This is a genomic window from Marinobacter azerbaijanicus (assembly GCF_030250645.1).
Lineage (GTDB): Bacteria > Pseudomonadota > Gammaproteobacteria > Pseudomonadales > Oleiphilaceae > Marinobacter > Marinobacter azerbaijanicus.
This window is the reverse complement of record NZ_JASSVS010000001.1, coordinates 476,463-503,410: the sequence shown is the minus strand read 5'-3', so window position 1 is coordinate 503,410 and position 26,948 is coordinate 476,463. Positions and strand designations below refer to the sequence as shown.

18 protein-coding genes and 4 tRNA genes are annotated in these 26,948 nt (G+C 56.3%); 15 read left to right on the top strand and 7 right to left on the bottom strand.

Annotation, left to right across the window (positions count from 1 at the left end):
- Positions 1–29: 29 nt before the first annotated feature.
- Together cysS and QPM17_RS02280 are read left to right on the top strand one after the other, a co-directional pair.
- On the top strand, positions 30–1,412 hold the full coding sequence (gene cysS / locus QPM17_RS02285; protein ID WP_285388415.1) for a cysteine--tRNA ligase: 1,383 nt from the start codon (positions 30–32) through the stop codon (positions 1,410–1,412).
- 166 nt (positions 1,413–1,578) lie between these two features.
- Complete coding sequence (locus QPM17_RS02280; RefSeq protein ID WP_285388414.1) at positions 1,579–3,759, top strand: malate synthase G; 2,181 nt, start codon at positions 1,579–1,581, stop codon at positions 3,757–3,759.
- Between the two features lie 139 nt (positions 3,760–3,898).
- Here QPM17_RS02280 and folD read toward each other — a convergent pair whose 3' ends face one another.
- A complete protein-coding gene (gene folD, locus QPM17_RS02275; protein ID WP_285388413.1) occupies positions 3,899–4,756 on the bottom strand; it encodes a bifunctional methylenetetrahydrofolate dehydrogenase/methenyltetrahydrofolate cyclohydrolase FolD in 858 nt (285 codons plus the stop codon).
- 164 nt (positions 4,757–4,920) lie between these two features.
- On the opposite strand from folD, the gene QPM17_RS02270 reads away from it, so the two are divergent.
- From QPM17_RS02270 to QPM17_RS02225, 10 genes are all read left to right on the top strand, one after another.
- Positions 4,921–4,997 (top strand) — tRNA-Pro (locus tag QPM17_RS02270).
- 33 nt (positions 4,998–5,030) lie between these two features.
- Positions 5,031–5,107 (top strand) — tRNA-Arg (locus QPM17_RS02265).
- A 94-nt stretch (positions 5,108–5,201) separates the two neighbouring features.
- A tRNA-His gene (locus QPM17_RS02260) sits at positions 5,202–5,277 on the top strand.
- Positions 5,278–5,362: 85 nt separating this feature from the next.
- Positions 5,363–5,447: transfer RNA gene (locus QPM17_RS02255), tRNA-Leu, on the top strand.
- A 213-nt stretch (positions 5,448–5,660) separates the two neighbouring features.
- Positions 5,661–6,965: a trigger factor gene (tig, locus tag QPM17_RS02250; protein WP_285388412.1), complete on the top strand. Its 1,305-nt coding sequence runs from the start codon at positions 5,661–5,663 to the stop codon at positions 6,963–6,965.
- Between the two features lie 180 nt (positions 6,966–7,145).
- A complete protein-coding gene (gene clpP, locus QPM17_RS02245; RefSeq protein ID WP_027832428.1) occupies positions 7,146–7,781 on the top strand; it encodes an ATP-dependent Clp endopeptidase proteolytic subunit ClpP in 636 nt (211 codons plus the stop codon).
- A gap of 77 nt (positions 7,782–7,858) precedes the next feature.
- Entirely contained in the window at positions 7,859–9,142 is a 1,284-nt protein-coding gene (clpX, locus tag QPM17_RS02240; protein WP_285388410.1) for an ATP-dependent Clp protease ATP-binding subunit ClpX, read from the top strand.
- A 161-nt stretch (positions 9,143–9,303) separates the two neighbouring features.
- Complete coding sequence (lon, locus tag QPM17_RS02235) at positions 9,304–11,721, top strand: endopeptidase La (protein WP_285388409.1); 2,418 nt, start codon at positions 9,304–9,306, stop codon at positions 11,719–11,721.
- A gap of 238 nt (positions 11,722–11,959) precedes the next feature.
- A complete protein-coding gene (locus QPM17_RS02230; RefSeq protein WP_027832426.1) occupies positions 11,960–12,232 on the top strand; it encodes an HU family DNA-binding protein in 273 nt (90 codons plus the stop codon).
- Positions 12,233–12,403: 171 nt separating this feature from the next.
- Positions 12,404–14,257 (top strand): SurA N-terminal domain-containing protein, encoded by a 1,854-nt coding sequence (locus QPM17_RS02225; RefSeq protein WP_285388408.1) that lies wholly within the window; start codon positions 12,404–12,406, stop codon positions 14,255–14,257.
- A gap of 69 nt (positions 14,258–14,326) precedes the next feature.
- Here the strand turns inward: QPM17_RS02225 and QPM17_RS02220 are convergent, their stop codons facing one another.
- The 4 genes from QPM17_RS02220 to QPM17_RS02205 form a co-directional block, all read right to left on the bottom strand.
- Positions 14,327–14,752: an early set domain-containing protein gene (locus QPM17_RS02220; RefSeq protein ID WP_285388407.1), complete on the bottom strand. Its 426-nt coding sequence runs from the start codon at positions 14,750–14,752 to the stop codon at positions 14,327–14,329.
- An 82-nt stretch (positions 14,753–14,834) separates the two neighbouring features.
- Complete coding sequence (pulA, locus tag QPM17_RS02215) at positions 14,835–17,990, bottom strand: pullulanase-type alpha-1,6-glucosidase (RefSeq protein WP_285388406.1); 3,156 nt, start codon at positions 17,988–17,990, stop codon at positions 14,835–14,837.
- 248 nt (positions 17,991–18,238) lie between these two features.
- Complete coding sequence (locus QPM17_RS02210; RefSeq protein ID WP_285388405.1) at positions 18,239–19,564, bottom strand: carbohydrate porin; 1,326 nt, start codon at positions 19,562–19,564, stop codon at positions 18,239–18,241.
- Positions 19,565–19,842: 278 nt separating this feature from the next.
- Positions 19,843–20,712, bottom strand: coding sequence for a MurR/RpiR family transcriptional regulator (locus QPM17_RS02205; protein WP_285388404.1), 870 nt, complete (start codon positions 20,710–20,712; stop codon positions 19,843–19,845).
- Between the two features lie 216 nt (positions 20,713–20,928).
- Here QPM17_RS02205 and zwf point away from each other — a divergent pair, with 216 nt between their 5' ends.
- The 3 genes from zwf to QPM17_RS02190 are packed head-to-tail and all read left to right on the top strand — an operon-like array spanning position 20,929 to position 23,795.
- Complete coding sequence (gene zwf, locus QPM17_RS02200) at positions 20,929–22,404, top strand: glucose-6-phosphate dehydrogenase (protein WP_285388403.1); 1,476 nt, start codon at positions 20,929–20,931, stop codon at positions 22,402–22,404.
- Positions 22,397–23,110, top strand: coding sequence for a 6-phosphogluconolactonase (gene pgl, locus QPM17_RS02195; protein WP_422732717.1), 714 nt, complete (start codon positions 22,397–22,399; stop codon positions 23,108–23,110). The genes zwf and pgl overlap by 8 nt, the downstream gene beginning before the upstream one ends.
- Before the next feature lie 37 nt (positions 23,111–23,147).
- Entirely contained in the window at positions 23,148–23,795 is a 648-nt protein-coding gene (locus QPM17_RS02190) for a bifunctional 4-hydroxy-2-oxoglutarate aldolase/2-dehydro-3-deoxy-phosphogluconate aldolase (protein WP_285388401.1), read from the top strand.
- Positions 23,796–24,266: 471 nt separating this feature from the next.
- Here the strand turns inward: QPM17_RS02190 and pyk are convergent, their stop codons facing one another.
- Positions 24,267–25,715 (bottom strand): pyruvate kinase, encoded by a 1,449-nt coding sequence (gene pyk / locus QPM17_RS02185; RefSeq protein ID WP_285388399.1) that lies wholly within the window; start codon positions 25,713–25,715, stop codon positions 24,267–24,269.
- A 69-nt stretch (positions 25,716–25,784) separates the two neighbouring features.
- Entirely contained in the window at positions 25,785–26,792 is a 1,008-nt protein-coding gene (gene gap / locus QPM17_RS02180) for a type I glyceraldehyde-3-phosphate dehydrogenase (protein WP_285388397.1), read from the bottom strand.
- Positions 26,793–26,948 lie beyond the last annotated feature (156 nt).

The following is a 26,948-nucleotide window of genomic DNA, read 5'->3' as shown; positions in this document are numbered from 1 at the left end:
CGATACTTCAGGCAAACAAAGAGCAAAGCGTGATTAGAATCTACAACACCCTTAGTCAGCAGAAGGAAGAGTTCAAGCCTATAGAGCCTGGGAAGGTTCGCATGTATGTCTGTGGTATGACGGTCTACGATTACTGTCACCTTGGACATGCGAGGGTTTTGGTGGCGTTTGATGTGATCACGCGGTATCTGCGTCACAGTGGGTACGACGTTCACTACGTTCGTAATATCACAGATATTGACGACAAGATTCTTCGCAGGGCAGACGAAAATGGTGAGGTATATACCGATCTCACTGCTCGCATGATCAAGGCAATGCATGAGGATGAGGCAAAGTTGGGTGTTCTTTCGCCAACAGAAGAGCCGTGTGCGACAGCCTACATCAACGAAATCGTTGCCATGATTCACAAGCTGGTCTCAAGTGGCCATGCCTATGCTGCAGATAACGGCGACGTCTACTTTTCTGTGGAGTCCTATCCGGACTACGGCAAACTCAGCAAGAAAAAGCTGGAGGACTTGGTAGCCGGTGCCCGGGTGGATGTTCAGGAGGCCAAGCGCAGCCCTGCCGACTTTGTGCTGTGGAAAGCCGCAAAGCCGGGTGAGGTGAGCTGGCCGTCGCCATGGGGTGATGGCCGGCCGGGATGGCACATTGAGTGTTCAGCCATGTCCAACCAGTGCCTGGGTGAGACCTTCGATATTCACGGCGGCGGGCCGGACCTGCTGTTTCCGCACCATGAAAACGAAATCGCCCAGTCCGAGTGTGCCAACGGCCATACCTTTGTGAATCTCTGGATGCACGCCGGTGCCATTCGGGTGAACAAGGAGAAAATGTCCAAGTCCCTCGGCAATTTTTTCACCATTCGGGAAATCTTCGAAAAGTACGCGCCGGAAGTGGTGCGCTACTTCCTGGTTTCCAGTCATTACCGCAGCCAGGTGGATTACTCGGAAGAGAATCTGGCCGAGGCGGGACACACACTGACCCGATTCTACCACGCACTGCGGGGCTTGGTGCCCGCCAAGGATGTTGCGGAAACCGCGCATGACCGCCAATTCGCCGAGGCCATGGATGATGATTTCAATACCGCGGGGGCCATCGCCGTGCTGCATGCTGTGGTCCACGAGATCAATCAGTTCCGTCGCGACGGGGATGATGAGCGGGCTGCTGAAAGCGCCGCTGTTCTGGTTCGGCTTGGCCGCATTCTTGGGCTGCTGCAGCAGGATCCGGAAGCCTTCTTCCAGGCCGACACGGGCAGCGAACTCAGCGCAGAAGACATTGAGGCCATGATTCAGGCCCGGGCCGATGCGCGGAAAAGGAAAGATTTCGCGGAAGCAGATCGTATCCGTGATGAGCTGGCGGACAAAGGCATTATTCTTGACGACAGCCGTGAGGGAACCAGCTGGCGCCGCGGCTGATGTCCCGTTTGACGGGGTGCAAGGTCTAACCAGAAGTCGGGTTGTAGGCGCGGGAATGACCTTGTAGGGAATTTCCCGTACAATACCGCCCTCGAATTATAACGGCCCTTCCGGGGAAACCCGCCGACAGGGCAGGGAATACAGTAACCCACTGAGGCAAACAACGATGACAGAACGCGTACAAGTCGGCGGCCTTCAGGTCGCAAAGAACCTGTTCGATTTCGTTAATAATGAAGCGATCCCGGGCACCGGTGTCGATGCTGACAAATTCTGGGGCGAGTTTGACAAGATTGTTCACGAGCTGGCTCCCCGCAACAAAGAGCTGCTTGCCAAGCGCGACGCCATCCAGGAGAAAATGGATGCCTGGAACCGTGACCACAAAGGCCAGAAGCTCGACATGGCTGAGTACAAGTCGTTCCTGAAAGACATCGGCTATCTGGTGGACGAGCCGGGCGACTTCAAGATTTCTACCTCGAATGTGGATCCTGAAGTGGCCACCATGGCTGGTCCCCAGCTTGTGGTCCCGGTCATGAATGCCCGTTTCGCCCTGAACGCAGCGAACGCCCGGTGGGGCAGCCTGTACGATGCGCTTTATGGTACTGATGCCATTTCCGAGGAAGACGGTGCTGAAAAGGGCCGTGGTTACAACCCTGTGCGCGGCGCCAAGGTTATCGAATTTGCACGCAACCTGCTTGACAGCTCTGCGCCCCTGGCTTCCGGCAGCCACAAGGATGCCGCGCAGTACCTGGTTGAGAGCGGCAAGCTGGTGGTCAAGCTGCAGAACGGCGAATCCACCGGCCTGAAAGACGAGTCCGGTTTTGTCGGTTATACCGGTGCAGCCGATGCGCCCACCGGTGTGTTGCTGGTGAAGAACGGCATGCACTTCGAAATCCAGATCGACGCCAGCCATCCAATTGGCAAGGACGACGGCGCCCACGTCAAAGACGTGCTGATGGAGTCCGCCCTGACCACCATCATGGACTGCGAAGACTCCGTTGCTGCTGTCGATGCAGACGACAAGGCACTGGCGTATCGCAACTGGCTGGGCCTGATGAAGGGCGACCTGGAAGAGACTTTCGAGAAGGGCGGGCAGCAGATGACCCGCAAAATGCACGAAGACCGTGCCTACACGAAAGCTGATGGTGGCGAGCTGGTACTGAAAGGCCGCAGCCTGATGTTTGTGCGCAATGTCGGCCATCTGATGACCAATCCGGCCATCCTGCTGAAAGACGGCAGCGAAGTGCCTGAAGGTCTGATGGATGGCCTGCTGACTTCGCTGATCGCGATCCATGACCTGAAGGGCACCGGCAAGCTGCAGAACAGCACCACTGGTTCGGTTTATATCGTCAAGCCGAAGATGCACGGCCCGGAAGAAGTGGCGTTCACCAACGAATTCTTTGGCCGCGTTGAAGATGCTCTTGGTCTCCCGGCCTTTACCCTGAAAGTGGGTATCATGGACGAGGAGCGCCGCACAACGGTCAATCTCAAATCCTGTATCCATGCTGCCAAGGAACGTGCCGTGTTCATCAACACCGGCTTCCTGGACCGCACCGGGGATGAAATCCATACCTCCATGGAACTGGGGCCGTTTATCCGTAAGGGGCCGATGAAGCAGGCCACCTGGATTCAGGCCTATGAGCAGTGGAACGTAGACATCGGTCTGGAGACCGGTTTCCGTGGTGTTGCCCAGATAGGTAAAGGCATGTGGGCAATGCCGGATCTGATGGCGGGTATGCTGGAGGCCAAGATCGGCCATCCGAAAGCCGGCGCCAATACTGCCTGGGTACCTTCACCGACTGCGGCCACCCTGCACGCTACTCATTACCATCAGGTGAGCGTTGCCGATATCCAGAAAGAACTGGAAAGCCGCCCACGTGCCAGCCTGGACGACATCCTGACTGTTCCGGTGATGGATGATCCGAAGTCGCTGTCGGCTGAAGAGATTCAGCAGGAGCTGGACAACAACGCCCAGGGGATTCTGGGTTACGTGGTGCGCTGGATCGACAGTGGTGTAGGCTGTTCCAAGGTGCCTGATATCAACGATGTAGGCCTCATGGAAGACCGCGCCACCCTGCGTATCGCCTCGCAGTTGTTGACCAATTGGCTTTACCATGGCATCTGTACGGAAGAACAGATCCACGAGACCATGAAGCGCATGGCCGCGATTGTGGATCGTCAGAATGCCAGCGACCCGTCCTATCGCGCCATGGCGCCGGACTTTGATGGCAGCATCGCCTTCCAGGCGGCCATGGATCTGGTGCTGAAAGGTCGCGAGCAGCCAAATGGATACACCGAGCCGCTTCTGCACGCCTATCGCCTTAAGGCGAAAGAGAAGTACGGGCAGTAAGCACCCGGCCATCAAAAAACCCCGCATTTGCGGGGTTTTTTGTGGGAGGTTGTCGGATTTCGCTACGCTCTATCCGACCTACGGAGTGATAATGTAGGTCGGATTAGGCGAAGCCGTAATCCGACAACCCAACTTCCGATCAATCCTTATGCAACTCATTCGCCGCATACAACGTATTCTGCAACAACGTCGCAATCGTCATCGGCCCCACGCCACCCGGCACCGGCGTAATATAGGCCGCCCGCTCAGAAGCAGCCGCAAAATCCACATCCCCGCGCAATTTGCCGTCTTCCATCCGGTTGATGCCCACATCAATCACGGTCGCTCCGGGCTTGACCCACTCACCCTTGATCAGGCCGGGCTTGCCAACCGCAGCAATCAGGATGTCCGCTTCCCCGACAAACTTTTGCAGGTCGTCGGTAAAGCGGTGGCATACCGTCACGGTGGCGCCTTTGAGGAGAAGTTCCATGGTCATTGGCCGGCCGACAATGTTGGATGCACCCACTATAACGGCGTGCTGGCCCTTGTAGGGGGTGTTAATGCTGTCCAGTAGGGTGATGACCCCTGCAGGCGTGCAGGGCCTCAGGGCAGGCTTACGCTGAACCAGGCGGCCGATATTATAGGGGTGGAAGCCATCCACATCCTTGTCCGGCCGAATTTTCAGCAGGATAGGGTCAGCGTCCATGTGGGCCGGCAGCGGAAGCTGAACCAGAATGCCGTCCACGTCCGGGTTTTCGTTCAACTCGTCGATCAGGGCTTCCAGTGCCTCCTGTGAGGTGTCCTCAGGCAGGTCGTAGGAGAGCGACATGATGCCCGCCTCGTCGCAGGCCTTGCGCTTGTTGCCTACATACACATGGGAGGCAGGGTCATTGCCCACCAGCACCACAGCCAGTCCCGGAGCGCGAAGCCCCTTCTGCTTTCGGGCTTCAGTTCCCGCCGCGACCTGCTGTCGTACGGCAGCGGCAATTTCTTTTCCGTTAATCAGTTTGGCGCTCATGTCATTGTCTTGTCGGTTATGCGAAAATAAAGGCGTCGCATTGTCTCATGCTTGGGCCTCTCCGCCAATCAGAGGTGGAAAAGCCAAAATGCGTGTTGACGGACAGGTCCGGCGCCGGTAATATGCGCGCCAACTTTGCTGAGGTATCTGTTGTTCAGTTCAGACGGGGTATAGCGCAGTCTGGTAGCGCGCCTGCTTTGGGAGCAGGATGTCGGGAGTTCGAATCTCTCTACCCCGACCACTTTCTGAATATTCAGGTGGGCGAAAGGTTTATGCGCCCGTAGCTCAGCTGGATAGAGCATCGGCCTTCTAAGCCGGTGGTCGCAGGTTCGAGTCCTGCCGGGCGCGCCATACCGCAGACGGTTTGATCCGTCCCGGAGACACCGAATCAGCAAAGTTAGTTTGGAGTACTTGCCGGGAGTTGCCTGGCAATAATCTGGATATGGTGGACGTAGCTCAGTTGGTAGAGCTCAGGATTGTGACTCCTGCGGTCGAGGGTTCGATCCCCTTCGTCCACCCCAATTTTCTCCTCAATCGTTCGTTGTTAATTTCCGCAATATCTGAATTCTTCGTCTGCCCTGGCAGGAGAGTGTTCACAAACCGTTTGCGAGAGTGGCGGAACTGGTAGACGCGCTGGATTTAGGTTCCAGTGGGGCAACCCGTGAGAGTTCGAGTCTCTCCTCTCGCACCATTTCCCGTTTTTTGTGTTCTCTGATTTCCTCTCCTGATTCTTTCTGCGATCCTGTTCCGGAAAAAGAGCCTGCACCGGGTGATTCTCTCGGCATGGCAAACCATGATAAACTACCCGCTTTTAAATTTGCGTCCTTTTCCGGGAGTTCACCCTGAATCGGATTTTTGGTTTTATTTTCATTCACATACCGAACCTGTAATTTGAGGATCTTCCATGCAAGTGTCTGTTGAAACGACCTCCAACATCGAACGTCGGATGACGATTGGTGTGCCCGCCCAGGAAATCGACCAGGCGGTCCAGAAGCGCCTGCAGGAAACCGCACGCACAGTGAAGATGAACGGTTTTCGTCCGGGCAAGGTGCCCATGAGTGTGGTGAAGCGTCGTTTTGGTGACAGTGTCCGCCAGGAGATTGTCGGCGAGGTTATGCGCGACAACTACATCAAGGCGCTTCAGGAGCACGACATCAACCCGGCGGGCTGGCCGAAATTTGAGCCAAAGACCATGGAAGAGGGCAAAGACCTGGAATTCGTGGCTATCTTCGAAGTGTTGCCGGAAGTGGAGCTCGGTGATTTCAGCAAGATCTCTGTTGAAAAGCCGAAGGCCGAGATTACCGAGAAAGATGTCGACACCATGATCGACAACCTGCGTCGCCAGCAGGCCACCATGAAGTCTGTCAAGCGAAAGTCCAAGAACAAGGATGTTGTGCTGATTGATTTCAAAGGCTTCGTCGACGGCGAGGAATTTGAAGGTGGCTCCGCCGAGAACCACAAGCTGACCTTGGGGTCAGGCCAGATGATTCCCGGCTTCGAGAAAGCCATCGTTGGCGGCAAGGCTGGTGAAGAGTTCGAGATTGAGGTGACCTTCCCTGAGGACTACCAGAACGAAGATCTGGCGGGCAAACCGGCAAAATTCGAGATCAAGATCCACGACGTTCAGGAGCCGCAGTTGCCTGAGCTGGATACCGAATTCTTCAAGAAATTCGGCATTGACGCGGAAGACGAAGCGACGTTCCGCGAGGAAGTGCAAAAGAACATGGAACGTGAACTCAAGCAGGCTGTCTCTAACAAGGTCAAGAACGACGTTGTTGAAGGGCTGCTTGAGAGCACTGAGCTGGAAGTTCCTGCAGCCCTGGTGGACCAGGAAATCGATCGCCTGCGTCAGGACGCTGTGCAGCGCTTTGGCGGCCAGATTGATCCGCAGCAGTTGCCGAAGGAAATCTTTGAAGAGCAGGCGCGTCGTCGTGTCAAAACCGGCCTGCTGTTCCAGGAAGTGGTCAAACAGAATGATCTGAAGGCAGACCCTGCTAAAGTGGATGAAAAGATCCAGGAAATCGCGTCAACGTATGAACAGCCAGAGGAGGTTGTGGCGCACTTCAATAGCAGCCCGGAGCAGAAGCAGCAGATCGAGTCGTCTGTGCTGGAAGATGCAGTTGTTGATCTGATTCTGGATCAGGCCACGGTCAAGGAAAAGAAGGTCAAGTACGAAGAGGCTATTCAGGCCGGTCAGCAGCAGCGTTAAAGGCTGCAGGGGCGTGTAAAGTGGCCCCGGCACGCCTGAGTGGGAAAACAGCCGGCACGTCCGGCTGTTTTCATCTTGGCGCGGTGCTGGCAGAGTAACGGGTAATATGAGACGTAGCCGATTTATAACGCTGTGGCGGACGAACGCCACTCCATTGTCCAGAAGGAGTTCACGCGCATCATGACGCAGAAACCAATCGATGGTCCCGCAATGGTTACCAATTCCGGCCTGGTGCCAATCGTTATCGAGCAGACCGCACGAGGTGAGCGTTCGTTTGATATCTTTTCCCGTCTGCTCAAGGAACGGGTCATATTTCTGGTGGGGCCGGTTGAAGATCACATGGCCAACCTGATTGTGGCCCAGTTGCTGTTCCTTGAATCCGAGAACCCGGACAAGGACATCCACCTGTATATCAACAGCCCGGGTGGTTCTGTTACTGCTGGTATGTCCATCTATGACACCATGCAGTTCATCAAGCCGGACGTGGCGACTCTCTGTGTAGGCCAGGCGGCCAGCATGGGTGCCTTTCTGCTGGCTGGTGGTGCGGAGGGCAAGCGTGCCTGCCTGCCGAATTCACGGGTCATGATCCACCAGCCGCTGGGCGGTTATCAGGGTCAGGCGACGGATATCGAAATCCACACACGTGAGATACTGAAGATCCGTCACACACTGAATTCCATTCTCGCCCACCACACCGGGCAGAAGCTGGAGACGATCGCCAAGGACACGGACCGTGACAACTTTATGGATCCCCAGCAGGCGAAGGACTATGGCCTGATTGATTCTATACTTGATAAGCGTGTACCGAATAAATAATACTGAAGGTAATCGCAACATTCCCTGCCGGCGTATTTAGGTGAATACGTCGGTAAACCAAGCTCAGAGGTATTTCAATGGCAGATGAAAGAAACGGCAGAGGCGACGATAACGGCAAGTTGCTGTACTGCTCGTTTTGTGGAAAGAGCCAGCATGAAGTCCGTAAGCTCATTGCAGGGCCCTCGGTGTTCATCTGCGACGAGTGCGTCGACCTGTGCAACGATATTATCCGGGAGGAAATCCAGGAGAATGCCCAGGAAGAAGCCAGTGATCGTCTTCCGACACCCGCCGAAATCCGCGCTACGCTCAATGAATACGTAATTGGTCAGGATCGGGCCAAGGTCGTGCTGTCAGTAGCGGTTTATAACCACTACAAGCGTCTGCGCTATGGCGAGGGCAAGGCTGAAGTGGAGCTTGGCAAGAGTAATATTCTGCTGATCGGTCCCACTGGTAGCGGTAAGACGCTGCTTGCGGAGACACTGGCGCGCATGCTCAATGTCCCCTTCACTATTGCCGATGCCACTACGCTGACTGAAGCGGGCTACGTTGGTGAAGACGTTGAGAACATTATCCAGAAGCTGTTGCAGAAGTGTGATTATGATGTCGATAAGGCCCAGCGCGGCATTGTCTACATTGATGAGATCGACAAGATCTCACGCAAGTCGGACAACCCCTCCATTACCCGGGACGTATCCGGCGAGGGTGTCCAGCAGGCTCTGCTCAAGCTGATTGAAGGCACGGTAGCGTCGGTTCCGCCACAGGGAGGCCGTAAGCATCCGCAGCAGGAGTTCCTGCAGGTGGATACCGGTAATATGCTGTTCATATGTGGCGGCGCTTTTGCAGGCCTGGACAAGGTGATCCAGGAGCGTTCTGATCGCAGCAGCATCGGGTTTTCGGCGACGGTAAAGAGCCCGGAAGACATCAAGAATACCGGTGACATCATCAAGGACGTGGAAACGGAAGATCTGGTCAAGTACGGACTGATTCCCGAATTCGTCGGCCGCCTGCCGGTTGTAGCGACGCTGACGGAACTGGACGAGGATGCGCTTGTCCAAATTCTCACAGAGCCCAAAAACGCACTCACAAAACAGTATCAGAAGCTGTTTGATATGGAAGGTGTTGAGCTGGATTTCCGTGAAGACGCGCTTCGTGCTGTTGCCCGCAAGGCCATGATCCGTAAAACAGGTGCCCGGGGGCTGCGTTCCATTATGGAGGCAACCCTGTTGGATACCATGTACCAGATTCCGTCTGAGCATGATGTCTCCAAGGTTGTCATTGATGAAAGCGTAATCAATGGCCAGTCCGAGCCTTTCAAGATCTATGACAGCAGTGACCACGCCAAAGCGGTTCCTGAGGACTGAGAGTCCGGAATGTCAGCGTTTAAAAAAGGGCGGCGACGCCCTTTTTTTATGCCTGTGAATGACGCGATGTTCCGACACCTGAGCTGTAAAAAGATTGCAATTTTTGCTGTCGCCCCAATGAAGGGTGATATGCTGAAACAAATATCATCAGAGGATTTTCTATGACCCTGATACCTGAAGAATCTGTGCAAGAATACCCGCTGTTGCCACTGAGAGATGTGGTGGTGTTCCCGCACATGGTGGTGCCGCTGTTCGTGGGCCGCGAAAAGTCCATACAGGCGCTGGAAGCGGCCATGGAGGGCAGTAAGGAAATCCTGCTGGTTGCCCAGAGGGACGCTTCAACCGACGAGCCCGGCCCGGATGACGTGTTTGCCATGGGCACAGTGGCGACCGTACTGCAAATGCTTCGGCTGCCCGACGGCACTGTCAAGGTTCTCGTTGAAGGCAACGCCCGTGCGACTATCACCGATATAAGTGACGGTGAGTACCTGGCCGGCAAGGCCATGCTGATGGACGAGGACTCACTGCCGGCACGGGAAGAAGAGGTGCTGGTCAAAACCCTGATGGACGAGTTTGAAAAGTACGTCAAACTTTCCAGAAAGGTACCGTCGGAAGTGTCCAATGCGCTGACCGGCATCAACGAGCTTGAGCGCCTGGCGGATACCATGGCCGCGCACCTGGAACTGAAGATTCCTGAAAAGCAGGAACTGTTGGAAGCGCTGGAAATCCGCCAGCGTGTGGATCTGCTGCTGGGCAAACTGGATGGTGAGATTGACCTGATCGAGGTTGAGAAGCGTATCCGCGGCCGCGTCAAGAAACAGATGGAGCGTAGCCAGCGTGAGTATTACCTCAACGAGCAGATGAAAGCGATCCAGAAGGAAATGGGTAACCTTGGCGAAGGCAATAACGACTTCGAAGAGCTTGAGCAGAAGCTTGAAGAAGCAGGCCTGCCGGAAGAGGCCCGCAAGAAGACAGAAGCCGAGCTCAACAAGCTCAAAATGATGTCTCCCATGTCGGCGGAAGCAACCGTCGTGAGGGGCTATATTGACTGGATGCTCGCCATTCCCTGGAAGAAACGCAGCCGCGTTCGCCATGATATTGAAAAGGCCCGGCAGATTCTGGACGAAGACCATTACGGACTGGATGAAGTCAAGAAGCGTATCCTGGAGTATCTGGCAGTCCAGAGCCGGGTGAAAAAGGTAAAAGGCCCTGTACTCTGTCTGGTAGGCCCTCCGGGCGTTGGTAAAACGTCACTGGGGCAGTCCATTGCACGGGCGACAAACCGCAAGTACACCCGTATGGCTTTGGGTGGGGTGCGTGATGAGGCCGAGATTCGTGGTCACCGCAAGACCTACATTGGCGCGCTGCCGGGTAAGCTGTTGCAGAAGCTGTCCAAGGTGGGCGTGAAAAACCCGCTGTTCCTGTTTGATGAAATCGACAAGATGGGAATGGACCACCGTGGTGACCCGGCATCGGCGCTTCTTGAGGTGTTGGATCCGGAACAGAACCACACCTTCAACGACCATTACCTGGAAGTGGATTACGATCTCTCGGACGTAATGTTTGTGTGCACGTCCAACTCCATGGACATCCCGCCGGCCCTGCTGGACCGTATGGAAATCATCCGTATTCCGGGCTATACCGAGGACGAGAAGGTCAACATTGCGCTCAAGTATCTGTTGCCCAAACAGATCAAGGCCAACGGCCTGCGCAAGAACGAACTTGATGTGCCGGAAGAAACGATCCGCGACCTGATCCGCTACTACACCCGTGAGGCCGGCGTACGTAGCCTGGAGCGGGAGATCGCCAAGCTTTGCCGCAAGGTGGTGCGTGATCACGTTGAAAGCGGTGACAAGGCCTCTGTGACCCTGACACCGGAGATGCTCGAGGACTACTCGGGCGTCAAGAAGTTCAAGTATGGCCTGGCTGAAGAGAAAAACCAGGTCGGGCAGGTAACCGGGCTGGCATGGACCCAGGTCGGCGGCGAGTTGCTCACCCTGGAGTGTGCATTGACCAAGGGTAAGGGCAGGGTCATCAAGACTGGCTCCCTCGGTGATGTCATGCAGGAATCTATTCAGGCTGCACTGACAGTGGTCAGAAGCCGGGCTCTTGGGCTTGGCATCAGTGATGATTTTCACGAAAAGCATGATCTTCACGTGCACGTTCCCGAGGGCGCCACACCAAAAGATGGCCCCAGCGCCGGTATTGGCATGTGCACAGCACTGGTTTCTTCATTGACCCAGATTCCGGTTCGGGCCGACGTGGCAATGACCGGTGAGATCACCCTGCGTGGACGGGTGCTCGCCATCGGAGGGCTCAAGGAAAAGCTCCTGGCAGCCCACCGTGGGGGCATCAAGACAGTGATCATTCCTGATGAAAATGTCCGTGATCTCAAGGAGATACCGGATAATATCAAGGAATCTCTGGAGATCCGTCCGGTGAAGTGGATCGATGAAGTTCTGGACATTGCACTGGCCTATCCGCCGGAACCACGCACTGAAGATGCGTCTACGGAAAAGGCTGCAGGCAGCCCCCGGGATGATGAAGGTGAGGCGGCAGAGCGCATAAATACACATTAAACCCGCGCTGTGTTGTTGACACGCTAGAGAGCCCATTGGTATAACTGTTTCGCCGTGAAGCAGCCAATATCAAGGGCTCCCGCGCAGTTAATGCCTATTCCGAACGCCGGTTAGTAGCCGAAAGGAATAAAAATAGTGAAGAATGGAATTCTCTGACCGCTTATGCGATAGTCGGGAACGTCCAGGAAACAACAATCCAACCTATAACATCTTCAACCTGAAATCGAAGGGGTTTAGTGTGAATAAGTCCGAACTGATCGATGCAATTGCAGAATCCGCTGATATCTCCAAAGCCGCCGCAGGCCGTGCTCTGGATGCCATGACTACCTCCATTACCGGTGCTCTCAAAAAAGGTGATCAGGTAACTCTGATTGGTTTTGGCACTTTCTCTGTGAAAGAGCGTGCCGCACGTACTGGCCGTAACCCGCAGACTGGTGCCGAGATCAAGATCCCAGCTTCCAAAGTGCCTGGGTTCAAGGCAGGCAAGGCCCTGAAGGACGCCGTTAAGTAACGGAATCTTTCATTTGGCAACGCCCGGAATGACGGGGGTTGCCGGAGCGGTTGGCCCGGTGGCAATACCGCAGTCAGCCGGCTCTGATGAATTCAAGGCGCATTCCTGAATGAATGCGCCTTTTTACGTTAAGTGACCCTTACAGACTCTGATCAGGGATCCGGGAGAAACATGCTTCAAGATATTCGGGAAAATGCCCAGGGCACCATTGCCAAAGTCATCATTGGCCTACTGATTGTTTCACTTTCGATCTGGGGAATGGACGCGATAGTCGGCGGTTTTTCCGGCGAGCCCGAGGTTGCGACAGTTAACGGAGAAGATATTACAGAACGGGAATTTCTCCGCGTTGTTCAACTGGAGAGTCAGCGCCGTCTGTCGGAGATGGATACTCCTGATCCTTCTCTGTTGAACGAAGACCAGATCCGCCAGGATGTGCTCGATTCCCTGATCCAGCAGGAGGTTATGACCCAGGATGCCGCCCGCCAGGGTCTGGAGTTGTCCGATGCGGATATTGACGCTCTCATCACCCAGATGCCCCAGTTCCAGGTGGATGGCACGTTTAACCGTGACCGCTTTGTTTCCGCGGTTCGAAACATGGGAATGGGTGTTTCCGAATTCCGCGAAACCATGCGCCAGCAGTATGTGGTCAATCAGATTCGCGCGGGTATCGCACAGAGTGGTGTGGTTACGGATGAGAATGTAGCCCAGCTTCTGCGCATTCAGAATCAGACCCGTGACTTCCGTATGACCACACTCTCAGCGGACTCGGTAAGCGACGAGGTCAAGGTCACGGATGCGGATGTTGAATCCTATTATGAGGAGAATCAGCAGGCTTTCCAGCAGCCAGAGAGCGTGGATGCCAGGTACATCGTACTGTCGCTGGAAGCGCTTGCGGAAACCGTTGAAATCAGTGATGAGCAGTTGCGGGACTTCTATGAACAGCGCTCCGCCGAGTTGGCAAGGGAAGAGCGTCGTGCCTCCCACATCCTGATTGAAGGCGGCGACAATGCCGACGAGATCATGGCTACCATCCAGCAGCGTCTGGCCGAGGGTGAGTCTTTTGCCTCGCTTGCGGAGGAATTTTCCATAGATACCGTCTCCGCGGAGCAGGGGGGCGACCTCGGTTTCGCAGGGCGTGGTGTTTATGACCCCGCCTTTGAAGATGCCCTGTTTGCCCTCGAGGAAGGCGAGATATCAGATCCGGTATCCACTAGTTTTGGGGTTCACCTGATCAGGCTTGAGGATGTGCAGAGAGTGGATCCGCCCCCGCTGGACGAGGTGGAGGATGAACTCCGCCGTGAACTGGCGCAGCGTGAGGCAACTGAGCGCTTTGCTGAAGTACGCTCCGAACTTGCGGATCTGGCCTATGCGGCCGATGACCTGACCGGGCCCGCTGAAGAGCTTGGTCTTGAGGTGCGGGAAAAAAGCGGCATTACCAGGGACGGCGGCGAGGCGCCCTTTGACCACGATGGTCTTGTTCGCCAGCTGTTTTCCGAGGATGTGCTGAAAGACGGTTTTAACACCGAGCTGATTGATGTTGGCGATAATATGTCCGTGGTGGCCAGGGTTGCCGAGTACCACGAAGCCCAGCAACAGCCACTGGAAGAAGTTGCCGACGAAATCCGCACAGCACTGACCCGTCAGAAAACCCGTGACGCACTCAGTGACCGTGCGGAGGCCATCATCGCCGACCTCAGGTCTGGCAAGAGTGCTGAAGAGCTTGGGCTTGAGGCGTGGCAAACCTATGAGGACCAGTCCCGAAGCAACCGCGTACTTGGTGGCGCTGTGATGTCCGAGGTATTTTCACTGCAGCGTCCTGATGACGGTGGCAACGCCTATGGTTCGGTGGTCTCGGAAGACAGAGTGGTTATTGTCGCTCTGGATGAGGTCAATGAAGGCGAGGTCAAAAGAGATGGTGAGGAGTTCCTTCAGCTCCGCGGTTTCCTCGCGTCCCTTGAAGGGCAGCGTGAGTACCGTGCGTATCAACAGTATCTCAGGGATAACGCAGACGTAGAGCGCCCCTGACGAAAAAGGCACCCGGTATGGGTGCCCTTCTGCAGTTGTGAGCAAGGCCCGGTCAATGTTCCGGGCCTTTTATTTTGTGTTTTTGATGTACACCTCGGGTGTCTCGCCTCGAGTATCGAAGTAGAAACCGTAGGTGCTGGTTTCAGGGGGCGTGAAGCGGAAATTTTCGAAGACGGCAGAGCAGTTTGCTTTTACCGGTTTATTCAATTCCACATCTTTGTCCTCCTCCGAGAGGTAGCCGCAGTTGGTGCCTGAAGACCAGTTCGCATCACCAAATTTGAACTCATACGGTTGGCCGTCGGCCTTGAGTTCGACCTCGGTTCGATACAGGCCGTCTTCCACCTGCTTCACCTTGTATTCCGGCAGTGCATCCCACCAGGCAAACTGTCCCCGCAGATAGAGTGAGTCGCTGTAATCTCTTCCGCCTGATGTGGCGCAGCCAGCAGTGACGGCCAGCACAGAGGCCATGGCCAGCGTTATGAGTTTCTTGTTCATGGTTTTCTCCCTTTTTGGTTGCTCCCCCGGCAGGCACATGGTGCAGCCTGCCGGGGGATGCTTTACTGTCGCTGTAGTGCGACTATCTGCTGAACACAGCGACTGATAGACCGGGTACCGTAAAGGTGCCGTTGACTGCCGCTGCATTTTCGTTCGGTGAGGTATCAGCCAGGACTGTGAAGGACTCGGTCAGACTGGTGTCCAGGGATTGTTCTGAACCAGTGCCGTTGATGACCACCACAATCTGCTCGACATCGCTGTCCAGGTCGGCCAACCCGTTTTCCGGGCCGTCATCCAGGCTGAAGAGAATCACGCCTGGTTGCTGGCCGGCGCCGGTGTTGTGGAAATCCAGACGCTCGCTGATCTCTTCAGCTGTTTGCAGTCTGAACAGCTCGCTCCCGCTGCGAACCGCCAACAGTTTTTGCACCTGTTGGCGGGTGTAGTCGATGTCGCCCGGCGTGGGGCCGGTCTCAAACTGGCCGATGATTTCTGCAATCAGCTCCCAGTTGGCTCCGTCCTTGTCCTGCCGCGGCAGGCCCCGGTTCCAGGCGCTTTCCTGGTAGCTGAAGTCCACCTCGTTGAACCAGTCTCCGGAGTCGTAGCTGTCACGCTCCATAGACTTGGACCTGAGCAATTCCGAGCCCATATGGATGAACGGGATCCCCTGGCTGAGAATGGGCACCGCCAGGCCCACCACCTGCATCCGGGCACGCTCCTGGCGCGTGGTGGCAAAATCCGCCTTGTATTGGTTGTTGTCCCAGAGCGTCTGGTTGTCGTGCTTGGAGACATAGTTGATGACTTCCTGTGGATCGCTGGTGTATCCGGCGTTCTGACCGTTGTAGTCAATCTCCGTGCCGGTGCGGGTAGAGCCGTCGGCTGTCACCAGCGCATAGTCGCTGAGGCTGCCGGCAATGCCGATACGGATCCAGTCGCTGATCTGTAGCAGGCGCTCTTTTTCGGTGTGGCTGCCGCTGTTGCGATCGTTGGGAATGCTGAAAAGACCATTGGCAAAACCCTGGTTGGCTCGCAGTGCATCACCGCCATCGAAGGGGCCGCCTCCGCGCACGGCATCGCGCAGTCTGTCGTTGAAAGAACCGATACCGGTGCCGGCCATATTGGCCTGGATGGCATTGGTTCCACGGGCGTTATTGGCCACTTCGCCAAAGTTCCAGGCTTCACCGTAGAAATAGGTGTCCGGGTCGACAGCCTTTACTGCGTCCAGCGCTCTTTCCATATTGGACAGCATGTGATGCCCCATCAGATCGAACCGGAAACCGGAGATGCCGTATTCGGAGGCCCAGGTGACCAGCGAGTCAATCATCAGCTTTTCCATCATCCGGTGTTCGGATGCGGTGTTTTCGCAACAGGTGGACTGCTCAACCACGCCGGTTTTCGGGTTCTGGCGGTGATAATAGCCAGGCACCAGCTTGTCCAGAACCGACTTGTCGGCAAGACCGGAAGCATTGGTGTGGTTGTAGACCACATCTAGAACCACGTTCAGGCCCAGACTGCTTGCCGCCTGCACCATCTGGCGGAACTCCAGAATCCTGGCTACACCGTTTGCGTCGGACGCATAGCTGCCTTCGGGAACCGTGTAATGCACTGGGTCGTAGCCCCAGTTGAAGCCGTCCAGTCCCCGAAACGTGCCATACAGCGCCTGGGCGTCACCGGTTGTGGGGTCGAACGACTCCAGTACCGCACGGATAGTGTCGCCACTGTTGCAATAACTGGCGTAGCTTTCCGCAGCTTCTTCTGACAGGTCACAAAGCCTGCTGAAATCGTCGTCTATGTTGACCACATCTGCCGGGTCTTCGTTGACGGTGGCAATATCGAAAGCCGGCAGCAGGTGCAGGTGGGTGATGCCGGCGTTGGCCATGGCCTGCAGGTGGGTGACACCCGCACTCGCAGACTCCGTAAAGGCGGCGTACTTGCCACGGTTTGCTGCGGTTACCGTTTCATCGGTTGCGCTGAAATCCCGGATGTGGGTTTCGTACACCACCACGTCTTCCGGAGCGAGCATTGGGGGTGGCGCCAGGCTGTCCCAGTCTGCCGGCTTCAGGTCGCTGTCATTCAGGTTGACTACCTGCGCATACACACCATTTTCCGACAGACTCAGGGCGTAGGGGTCCGAGGTCATGGTGGTCTCAATGGCGTCGGTGCGGGGATGGTAAACCGTGACCTCGTAGTGGTAGAACTTGCGGTCTACATCAGCGGTATTGCCGGTGTGTTTCCAGATGCCGCCATTGCGTGTCATGTCCACCGGATACCCATTGACCAGGCTGCCGTCTGCGTTGAACACATGCAGGCGCATGGTCTGTGCGGTTGGCGCCCAGACGGCAAACTCAGTATCGGCACCGTCAACCGTGGCTCCCAGAATGCCATCGTAAGCAAACTGGTCGTCCAGTATGCCGGGGATCTGGAGGCGAGTGGCGGATACCAGCTCATCGTCGCTGTTATAGGCAGCTGCCACCAGCTGGCCGCGCAATGCTTCGGCCCTGGTTTGGGTGTCGGCATTGACCGAATAGGCTGGCCAGCCCGCCAGGTGCGGGAACGCCTGCTCCAGTTCGGGGGATAGGGTTGTGGCGTTCAGTTCAATAGTGTTTCCGCCATCCAGGCTGCCATCGGCGTCGTCAATGGTGATACCTGCGTTGGCATCGAAGCGGAGCTCCACTCTTGCTGCGTTGCCGGTATCTGCAAACACCAGGGTATTGGCATTCAGCCAGTGGGCTTTGGCGCCATCAATGGTCACTCCCTCGGCTTCGATCGGCTCGGGGGACAACAGCTCTCTGCCGCTGATCGTAAATATGCGGTTGCCCAGCGCGCCGAAGTGCCAGCGGTGGTCTTTCCCTCCCAGGTCCTTGTCATCGCCCTTGTGCATGATGAAGTTCATGCAGTCCCCGCTTTCGCGCATGGGGATGATGTAGTAGGCGCCGTAGGTTTCGTTCACGCCGTTGTGGGCGCGAGGGTCGTTCCACTCGGTTGGCACATCCTCGGCCATTCCATCACATCCGGAGGCCGGGTCGTTCCAGAGGTGCAGACCCCAGCCGTCGTAATCAGCGTCAGGGCGTTTGTAGTAGAGGATTGCTTCGTTCTCACCGGGCTCCAGCAGGGCGGATGAGTCTCCGCTGCTGCTGTCGTCGGTATCGGAAGGCGAGCTGCTGTTACCGGAATTGCAACCGACAAGGGCCAGCGAAAGCGCCAGGGCCCAGCCGCCTGCAACCCGTTTATGGTCAGGCATAACGGATATCCTTTTTCCATTGTTGTTGTTTGAAACGTACCTCGTGTGCCGGCGAGGCCGGCACACGAACGTACCGGATCCATGGTTGCGCGAAGGGCGACGGGGCACATCCTTCGGCGCTCAACTTTTGGAGGCGTAGTCGGTGAGGCAAATGGGGAGTAGAAAAAAGAGGGGTGAAAAAGACAAAAAAGGGCCGGCTTGAAAGCCGGCCCAAGGAGGTCCAACGAGAGAGTGTGGAGTTTAGAGCCTTACCACCAGGCTTCGATCTGGGCACCGACCTGGATGTCACCGTCGATGCCTTCGCCGCCACGGGCATTCTCGGCTTCGTCACCGAAGAAAGTGGCTGCGTAGGCGCGAATGACCGGACGTGCCCAGTAACCGGGGCCGGCCTGCCACTGCTGAGCTACTGCGAACTTGCCAAGGTCCTGGGATTCGGCGAACCATGGACGATCAGTGTCGCTGTAGCCCACTTCGATGGCGGTGCTCATTACCGATGACCAGTTATAGATCGGTCGGGCAACAATGCTCAGTCGTTCACCGTCTTTGGCAGCGGGATCGTGAGACTCGGCCTCTTCATACACGACCGAATGTCCCAGTTCCCAGTCGCCGCCCAGTTTGATAACGCCATGGTTCAGGATGCGCCAGCTGGACTCGAAGTAGCCTGCCACATTGGCATTATCAACCCGACCGCCGCTGGCGTTCTCGGCATTGGTAAAGCCCATGGAATCGGCGCCGTACTGAAGCGCAAACTTGTTGAAGCCGCCCATGACGCCGGATGAAACCTCCGCCATGACGAAGTAGCCATCTTCATCTTCAATGCCTGCGTCCTGCTGGGCGTCGGTGAGATCCGACATGGCATAGATGCCAATCAGCTCGAGAGTGTGGCCGCCCGTTACTGGGAATGCATACCGGACATCCAGTTTGTTGTTCTGGACCAGGTTGTCGCCATCACTGGTGTCAGAGTTGGTGTAGGCAACAGACAGCTGACCGGCACCCGCCTGAATGTTCTCAATGCCCGCGCCATAGCCGGAGTTGCTGAGGTAGAAAAGGTCGAGCTGGTGGATATCCTTACGCTTGTAGAAGCGCTTACCGGCCCAGAGTGTTGCGCCGGGCAGGGACTCAATCACGTTATTGGCCGACACATAAAGCTGGCGCAGAGCAATGTCGCCGCCACCGTAGGGGTCGGAGCTGTTACGTCCGACTTCGTTACTGCCGAAGTCCACATTGTTAATGTTGTTTCCGCCGTTCAGGGCCTGGTAGTCATTGCCCTGATTGTTGGCGCTGTATGCCAGCATGGAGTCAAAGCGGAAGGTCTTGCCGTCCTGACTGAAGAGTTCATCACCCAGGCCCAGCTCTGCGTAAGTGTCGCACTCATCTGCAAGGCGGCCGACGTAGTGACCGGTAGCACCGCTGCCGAAGCAGGTCTGTTCGCCGCCACTGCCGATGTTTGTTGATACGCCGGCGCGAGAGTAACCATGAAAATCTACCGCAATGGCCGGGGTGGCCATGATGGCTGCTGTGACTGCGGCAGCAAGGGGGAGTTTGTTCGGGAAAAAGCGCTTATTGTTTTGCATCGTCTGTGTCCTGTGCTTTTTGTCTTTTTTGAATGTCAGAGAAGCGGAGTTCCGGGCTTCTGCCAGGGGACACCTGGTTCCGGATCAGGCCTCCGGCTCCCTTGATTGCAGCTTCTGCCAACCAGACATTGGGAAACCGGATGTCATAGTCCTGTAACCGGAAGATGAGTACATCCTCCGCCCTGAAGAAAAAGGGGGGTGAGTTTTCAGGGGGAGGAGGGGCGTAGAAGGATGAAGTGGCGGAGCCCCAGCCACGGGGGCATGAAACGAAAGAGCGGCTAGACTGGAAAACGCGTTGGTTTCAGGCTTTCCTTGATCTTCTTCAGGTGGCCCAGGAAATCAGCTCCTCGCTTGAGCGTGACGCCGGTAGCCAGAATGTCGATCACCGTCAGGTGGATGATGCGTGATGACATGGGCATGTAGACTTCAGTGTCTTCGGGGGCAGTGACCTCTATCACCACGGTGCAGGTCTCGGCAAGCGGTGAGCCGGGCATGGTGATTCCGATAACTGTGGCGCCATTGGCTCTGGCCTGCTGGGCAATCTCTACCGTTTCACGTGTGCGACCGGTGTAGGAGATGAGCACGATAACATCCCCCGTGGTGCTGCCTGCGGCGACCATCCGCTGCATCAGTGCATCATCGTAGGACATCACCGGGATATTGAACCGAAAGAATTTGTGCTGGGCATCCATGGCAACGGGTGCCGATCCGCCCATGCCAAAGAAGTTGATCTGCTTGGCCTGAATCAGGTAATCAATAGCTGCAGACAGTGCCTTGGGGTCCAGTGCCTGGCGCGCTTTGTCCAGACTGGCAATGGTGCTCAGCATGATTTTGTCGGCGAACTCTGCCACCGTGTCATCTGGCTCTACATTTTGTCCGATGTACGGTGTGCCGGTGGCTATGCTTTGGGCAAGGCGGATCTTGAAATCAGGGAAGCCGGTGGCGGAAAAACCCCGACAGAAGCGGTTGACGGTTGGCTCGCTGACGTCAGCAGCCCTGGCCAATGCAGCAATACTGTATCGGGTTGCGGCGCTGGGGTCGCGAAGAATTGCTTCGGCAACCTTGCGCTCGGATTTGTTGAGAGTGTCCAGCCGCAGCTGGATATCTTCGAGCAGATTGTCGTCGCGTTGCGCCTGATTGGCAGCCATTTAGGATTCTCCCTGATTGATCGGCATTCTTGTCAAAATCCGCGCTGATTATAGCGTGTTTTGTGGGGATTTGTGGTAGTAAAAGTATCATTAATTGGAAAATATCCTTGGAAAATTTCGTTTGCGGTGTCATTATTTGGCTAAAATTACTACATTGACGCCTCGAATCGTGCGAGATGTGGCATTCAGCACGAAAACAAAGAGAGAAAGGAACCGATGGCTGACCCAATCAATACCCGCTGTGACCTGATGATGTTTGGAGCGCTGGGGGATCTGGCGCAACGGAAGCTGTTTCCCGCGCTGTACCAGCTGGAACTGGCCGGACTGCTGCATAAAGGCAGCCGTATTCTCGCCATCGCCAGAAACAGGGCCGACACAGAGGAAGTTCGCAAGATTCTTCTCGACAAGCTCAGGGAGCATGTAAAGAAGGATGAGTTTGATGCGGAGGTTGCCGAGAGCTTCCTGCAGCGTGTGGATTACCAGTTCCTTGATTTCACTGACCCGGATGGATACAGCGCCCTCAATGACTGGCGCAGCGAAGAGTCCAGCAACCTGATCGTTTACATGGCAACGCCGCCCTCCATGTACGGCCTGATCGCCCGCAACCTTCGTAGCAAGGGGTGTTGTGATCAGGACACGCGGGTAGTGGTAGAAAAGCCCATTGGCCACGATCTGGAATCATCCAAGGTGATCAACGACGAGCTGGGTGAAGTCTTCAACGAGAACCAGTTGTTCCGAATCGACCACTATCTGGGCAAGGAAACCGTCCAGAACCTGATTGCCCTGCGTTTTGCCAACAACCTTTTTGCCTCCCAGTGGGACCAGAACCATATCTCCCATGTCGAGATTTCCGTGGCGGAGAGTGTGGGTATCGAAGGCCGTTGGGGCTATTTCGACAAGGCCGGCCAGGTTCGTGACATGGTGCAGAATCACCTGTTGCAGTTACTGTGTCTGATCGCCATGGACCCACCATCGGACCTGTCCGCGGACAGTATCCGTAACGAGAAAGTGAAGGTGTTAAAGGCATTGCGCCGGATTACACCGGACCTGATGGATACCCATGTCGTCCGTGGGCAGTACACGGCAGGCACGAGTGGCGGCAAACCTGTTCCCGGATACCTCGAGGAGGAGGGGGCCATCAAGGGTAGCAAGACTGAAACCTTTGTGGCCCTGAAAGCCGAGATCGATAACTGGCGCTGGTCCGGCGTGCCTTTCTATATCCGCACAGGCAAGCGACTGCCGGAGAAGCTGTCCCAGATCATCATCCACTTCAAACCGGCGCCACACTATATTTTTGATCCTGACCAGAAGCACCTGGCCAACAACAAGCTCATTATCCGTTTGCAGCCGGACGAAGGCATGTCTCTGCAGATTCTCACCAAGGATCAAGGGCTGGACAAGGGCATGCGGCTGCGTCAGGGCCCGCTGGAACTGACCTTCTCGGAAACCTTCGAAACCGACCGTATTCCTGACGCCTACGAGCGTCTGCTCTGGGAGGTCATGAAAGGCAACCAGTACCTGTTTGTCCGCCGTGATGAAGTAGAGCATGCCTGGCAGTGGGTCGATCAGATCATGCGTAACTGGGAGGACAGCGGAGTGCCACCCAAGCGATACGCTGCTGGCACCTGGGGACCGGTTGCCTCTATTGCCATGATCACACGGGATGGGAGGAGCTGGTATGAAGATGCATGACCTTGGTCTACCGGAAGCGGTGGATGCGCATTTTTTCGACACCCCTGACGATACCGGCGTAGCGCTGGCGGATGCCGTCGCCAACCACCTTGCCGAGCGGCTGTTGATCGCCCCCAGGGCCAGCCTTGTGGTCTCCGGCGGTTCCACACCATTGCCATTTTTCAAGGCCGTGCGGGAAAAGCCGCTGGACTGGGCACGAATTGATGTGTTGTTGGCGGACGAACGCTGGGTGCCGGAAGACGATGAGGCCAGTAATACTCGCCTGGTGAAGGAAAACCTGTTGCAGGGCCCGGCATCGGAAGCGAACTACCTGTCACTCAAGCAGCCCGGTGATACACCGGCTGATGGCCTTGCTGCCGTGGAAGCGGCGCTCGCTGACCTGCATCTGCCGCTGGATGTGGTGATTCTGGGCATGGGTAACGACGGCCATACGGCCTCTCTGTTTCCGGATGCGCCAGAGCTGGACAATGCCCTGGATACCGATTCGGCAGCCATTGTCGCCCCGATGACGCCGCCTTCCCAGCCTCAGAAGCGCATCACGCTGACGCTCCGGGCCCTGGGCCAGGCTGGCTTTACAGCACTGCATCTGAAGGGCGATGACAAGCTGGAGACCTTGCAGGCTGCCTGTCGTGACATCGACCAGGTTAAGGAAATGCCAATTCGCGCTTTTCTCAGGCCCGGCCTGCAGATTTTCTGGAGCGCCTGAGCGTCGCCGACCAATGAATCGTTTACCGGAGAAGATTATGAATCAACTGTCTGACTTTCACCGCGATCGGGTCCGGTCGATACTGAGCGCCTCCCCCCTCGTTCCGGTGATTACCATCAACCACCCCGACCAGGCGGTGCCTCTGTGCCAGGCCCTGGTTGACGGCGGTATCCGCGTTCTGGAAATCACTCTGCGCACGCCCCACGGGGTCAAAGCCATTGAGCAGGTAAGAAAAGCCATACCCGACGCCTGGGTGGGTGCCGGCACGGTAACCAGTATTGCCCAGTACCGCCAGGTGGAAGCCGCTGGCGCCCAGTTTGTCATTACCCCGGGTGTTACCGAGGCGATTCTGGAATTTGGTGTTACTTCCGAGGCACCATTGCTGCCGGGCATCTCGACGATTTCCGAGCTGATGGTGGGCTACAACCTGGGCTACCGGGAGTTCAAGTTCTTCCCGGCAGAAGTCGCCGGAGGCATCCCGGCCCTCAAGGCCTTCTCCGGCCCATTCCCGGACGTCACCTTCTGCCCGACGGGCGGTATTCGCCGCAACACTGCCAAAGACTATCTGGCCCTGGAGAACGTGGCTGCTGTTGGCGGTACCTGGTTGACTCCGGGTGAAGCGGTTGACGCCGGTGACTGGGGGCAGATTTCGGAGATTGTTCGGGGGAGTCTTCTGGACTTGTGAGTTTTCCTCTGTAGCCTGTTTTTTTTTGGTGCCAGCGCGGTTGGTGGGCCGGTCTTTCGGGAAACGCTACAAGCACCTCCATGTGCGCTTGTAATTGGCCATCCTTGGCCAATTACATTCCCGAAAGTCCGGCCCACCAGTCGCTTGATCGGGCTCCGAAGATAACGCCTTGGGTGCTTCCCCCCAAACGTAGGTCGGATTAGCGAAGCGTAATCCGACAAAATGGCAGCAATACGAAGCACAACGTCGGATTACGCTTCGCTAATCCGACCTACAAAAACAGTGTTATCCAGCGATATCAGAAAGGTTCAAACAGAGGCTGCGGGGCGGGGTGTCCCAAAATGTAATTGGCCAGGGATGGCCAATTACAAGCGCACATGGACGTGCTCGTAGCGGTTTTGGGACACCCCGCCCCGCAGCCTCCAGGCACCAACCTCGTAGGCTACGAAGACGAAGCCTCCCAAATCTTAACTAGCGAATATCCGCCCCAACACGAACAATCTTCATGGTGTTGGTGCCGCCCTGGGCATTCACGTAATCACCCTTGGTAATCACCACCAGATCACCGTCCTTGACGACACCCATACGAACCAGCTCTGCCACCGCGCGCGAGTTCGTCTGTTCATTAGGAATCGCTGCCGAATCAAACGGCACCGTCTGCACGCCGCGGAACATGGTCACCCGGTGCTGGGTGGAATGATGGCGGGAGAAGGTAAAAATCGGCAGGCTCGACTTGATGCGGGACATCAGTAGGGGAGTGGCGCCGGTTTCTGACATGCAGATGATCGACGTTACGCCTTCCAGGTGATTCGCTGCATACATCGCAGACAGGGCAATGGCCTCGTCCACGTGCTCCATGCTTTCGTGAATCCGGTGCTTTGACTGGTGCATCGAAGGCTGCTTCTCCGCACCGATACAAATGCGTACCATCGCCTCCACCGCTTCCACGGGATAGTCACCAACGGCGGTTTCCGCAGACAGCATGACCGCGTCGGTGTAATCCATCACCGCATTGGCCACATCAGAGACCTCTGCCCGGGTGGGCATGGGGTTCTCAATCATCGACTCCATCATCTGGGTCGCAGTGATCACCACCGTATTGAGGGCCCGTGCACGGTTGATGATGTGTTTCTGTACACCGACCAGTTCGGCATCACCGATTTCCACGGCCAGGTCGCCGCGGGCCACCATGACGGCATCCGAAGCTTCTATCACTGCGTCCAGGGCGGCATTATCGTGGGCCAGTTCTGCGCGCTCGATTTTGGCAACCAGGCGGGCTTCCGACCCTGCTTCTTTCAGCAGGCGACGGGCAACATGCATGTCTTCGGCGGTGCGCACGAAGGACACGGCCACGTAGTCGGCGCCCAGGCGGGCAGCGGTCTTGATGTCCTGTTTGTCTTTCTCGGTAAGCGCTTCGGCAGACAGACCGCCACCGCGCTTGTTCAGGCCCTTGTTGTTGGACAGGGGGCCGCCGATAAGAACGCGGGAAGAAATGCTGGTGCCGTCGACGGATTCGACTTCCATTTCGATGCGGCCATCGTCGAGTACCAGGATGTCGCCTGGTTTGACGTCCTCGATCAACTGCTCGTAATCGATCCCGACCCGCTCCTCATTGCCGGCTTCCTTGTCCATGGCGGCGTCAAGGATGAAGCGCTGGCCAGCCTTGAGAGTGACCTTGTTTGCCGAGAAGCGGGCAATACGCAGTTTCGGCCCCTGCAGGTCCGCCAGAAGGGCTACGAAGCGGCCGTTGGCGGCAGCGCTTTCCCGCACCCGGCGGGCGCGTTCCATGTGATCCTCCGCGCTACCGTGGGAAAAGTTCAAGCGGGTAACGTCCACGCCGGCGGCGATGATCGCCGACAGTGATTCCGGCGAGTCGGTGGCGGGGCCGAGGGTGGCGACGATCTTGGTACGCCTTAGCATGATTCCTGTTTCCTTATTTGTTTTCCGGTGGAGCTTTATGGTCAATAACTGCCTGGCAGGCGGCCAGTGTTACTGGTTCGCCTTTTTCATCAGCGCTGCGGCATTATCGAGCATCCGGTTGGAGAAGCCCCATTCATTATCGTACCAGGCCATGACTTTTGCATGACGGCCCATGGCCCGTGTGTGGTTGGCGTCGAAAATGCTGGAAAGGGCATTGTGATTGAAGTCCACGCTGACCAGTTTTTCAGCATTGTAGCCCAGAACAGAGCTGCTTTCTGCGGCCTCCCGGACGGCTTCGTTGATCTCTTCCACCGTGGTGTCACGGCTGGCAATAAAGCCGAAATCCACCAGTGATACGTTGATAGTAGGAACTCTCACCGCCAGTCCGTCAAATTTGCCGGCCAGTTCCGGAATCACTTTGCCAATAGCTGCGGCAGCGCCGGTTTTGGTGGGAATCATCGATTGAGTGGCTGAGCGCGCGCGGTAAAGGTCGGAGTGATAGACGTCGCTCAGCTTCTGGTCATTGGTGTAGGAGTGGATGGTAGTCATCAATCCACTCTCGATGCCGATTTTTTCGTGCAGCGCTTTGACAACCGGTGCCAGGCAGTTGGTGGTGCAGGAGGCGTTGGAAATGATGTCGTGTTCCGCAGTCAGGATGTTGTCGTTGACACCGTACACCACCATGGCGTCTGCGTCCGGGGAGGGTGCGGAGATGATGACCTTGCGAGCGCCCGCATTCAGGTGACCCTCGGCCTTTTGGCGGGAGGTAAACAGGCCTGTGCACTCGAATACCACATCCACATGATAGTCTTTCCAGGGCAGTTCTTCCGGGTTGCGGATGGCGGTAATGGCGATGCGATCACCGTTGACGGACAGGGACTCGGAGTCGTGGTTTACAATGCCACTGAAGCGGCCGTGCACGCTGTCGTACTTCAGCAGATGGGCGTTGGTTTCGGCGTCGCCCAGGTCGTTGATGGCGACAACCTGCATCTGGTTGCGGTATTCATTCTCGTAAAGTGCGCGGAGAACATTGCGGCCAATGCGTCCGAAGCCGTTAATTGCGATGCGGATAGTCATGTTCTGGCTCCAATTCTGGTTGTTTTTTGTTCATATCGGTTGTTGATGTAGTAAATATAACAACAAAAAATGGAAAAATGAATGATGTGCGGGTGAAAGCGGTAAAAAAAGTAAGTAAACTTACGGGAATTAGAAAAGCAATTAATAACGACATTT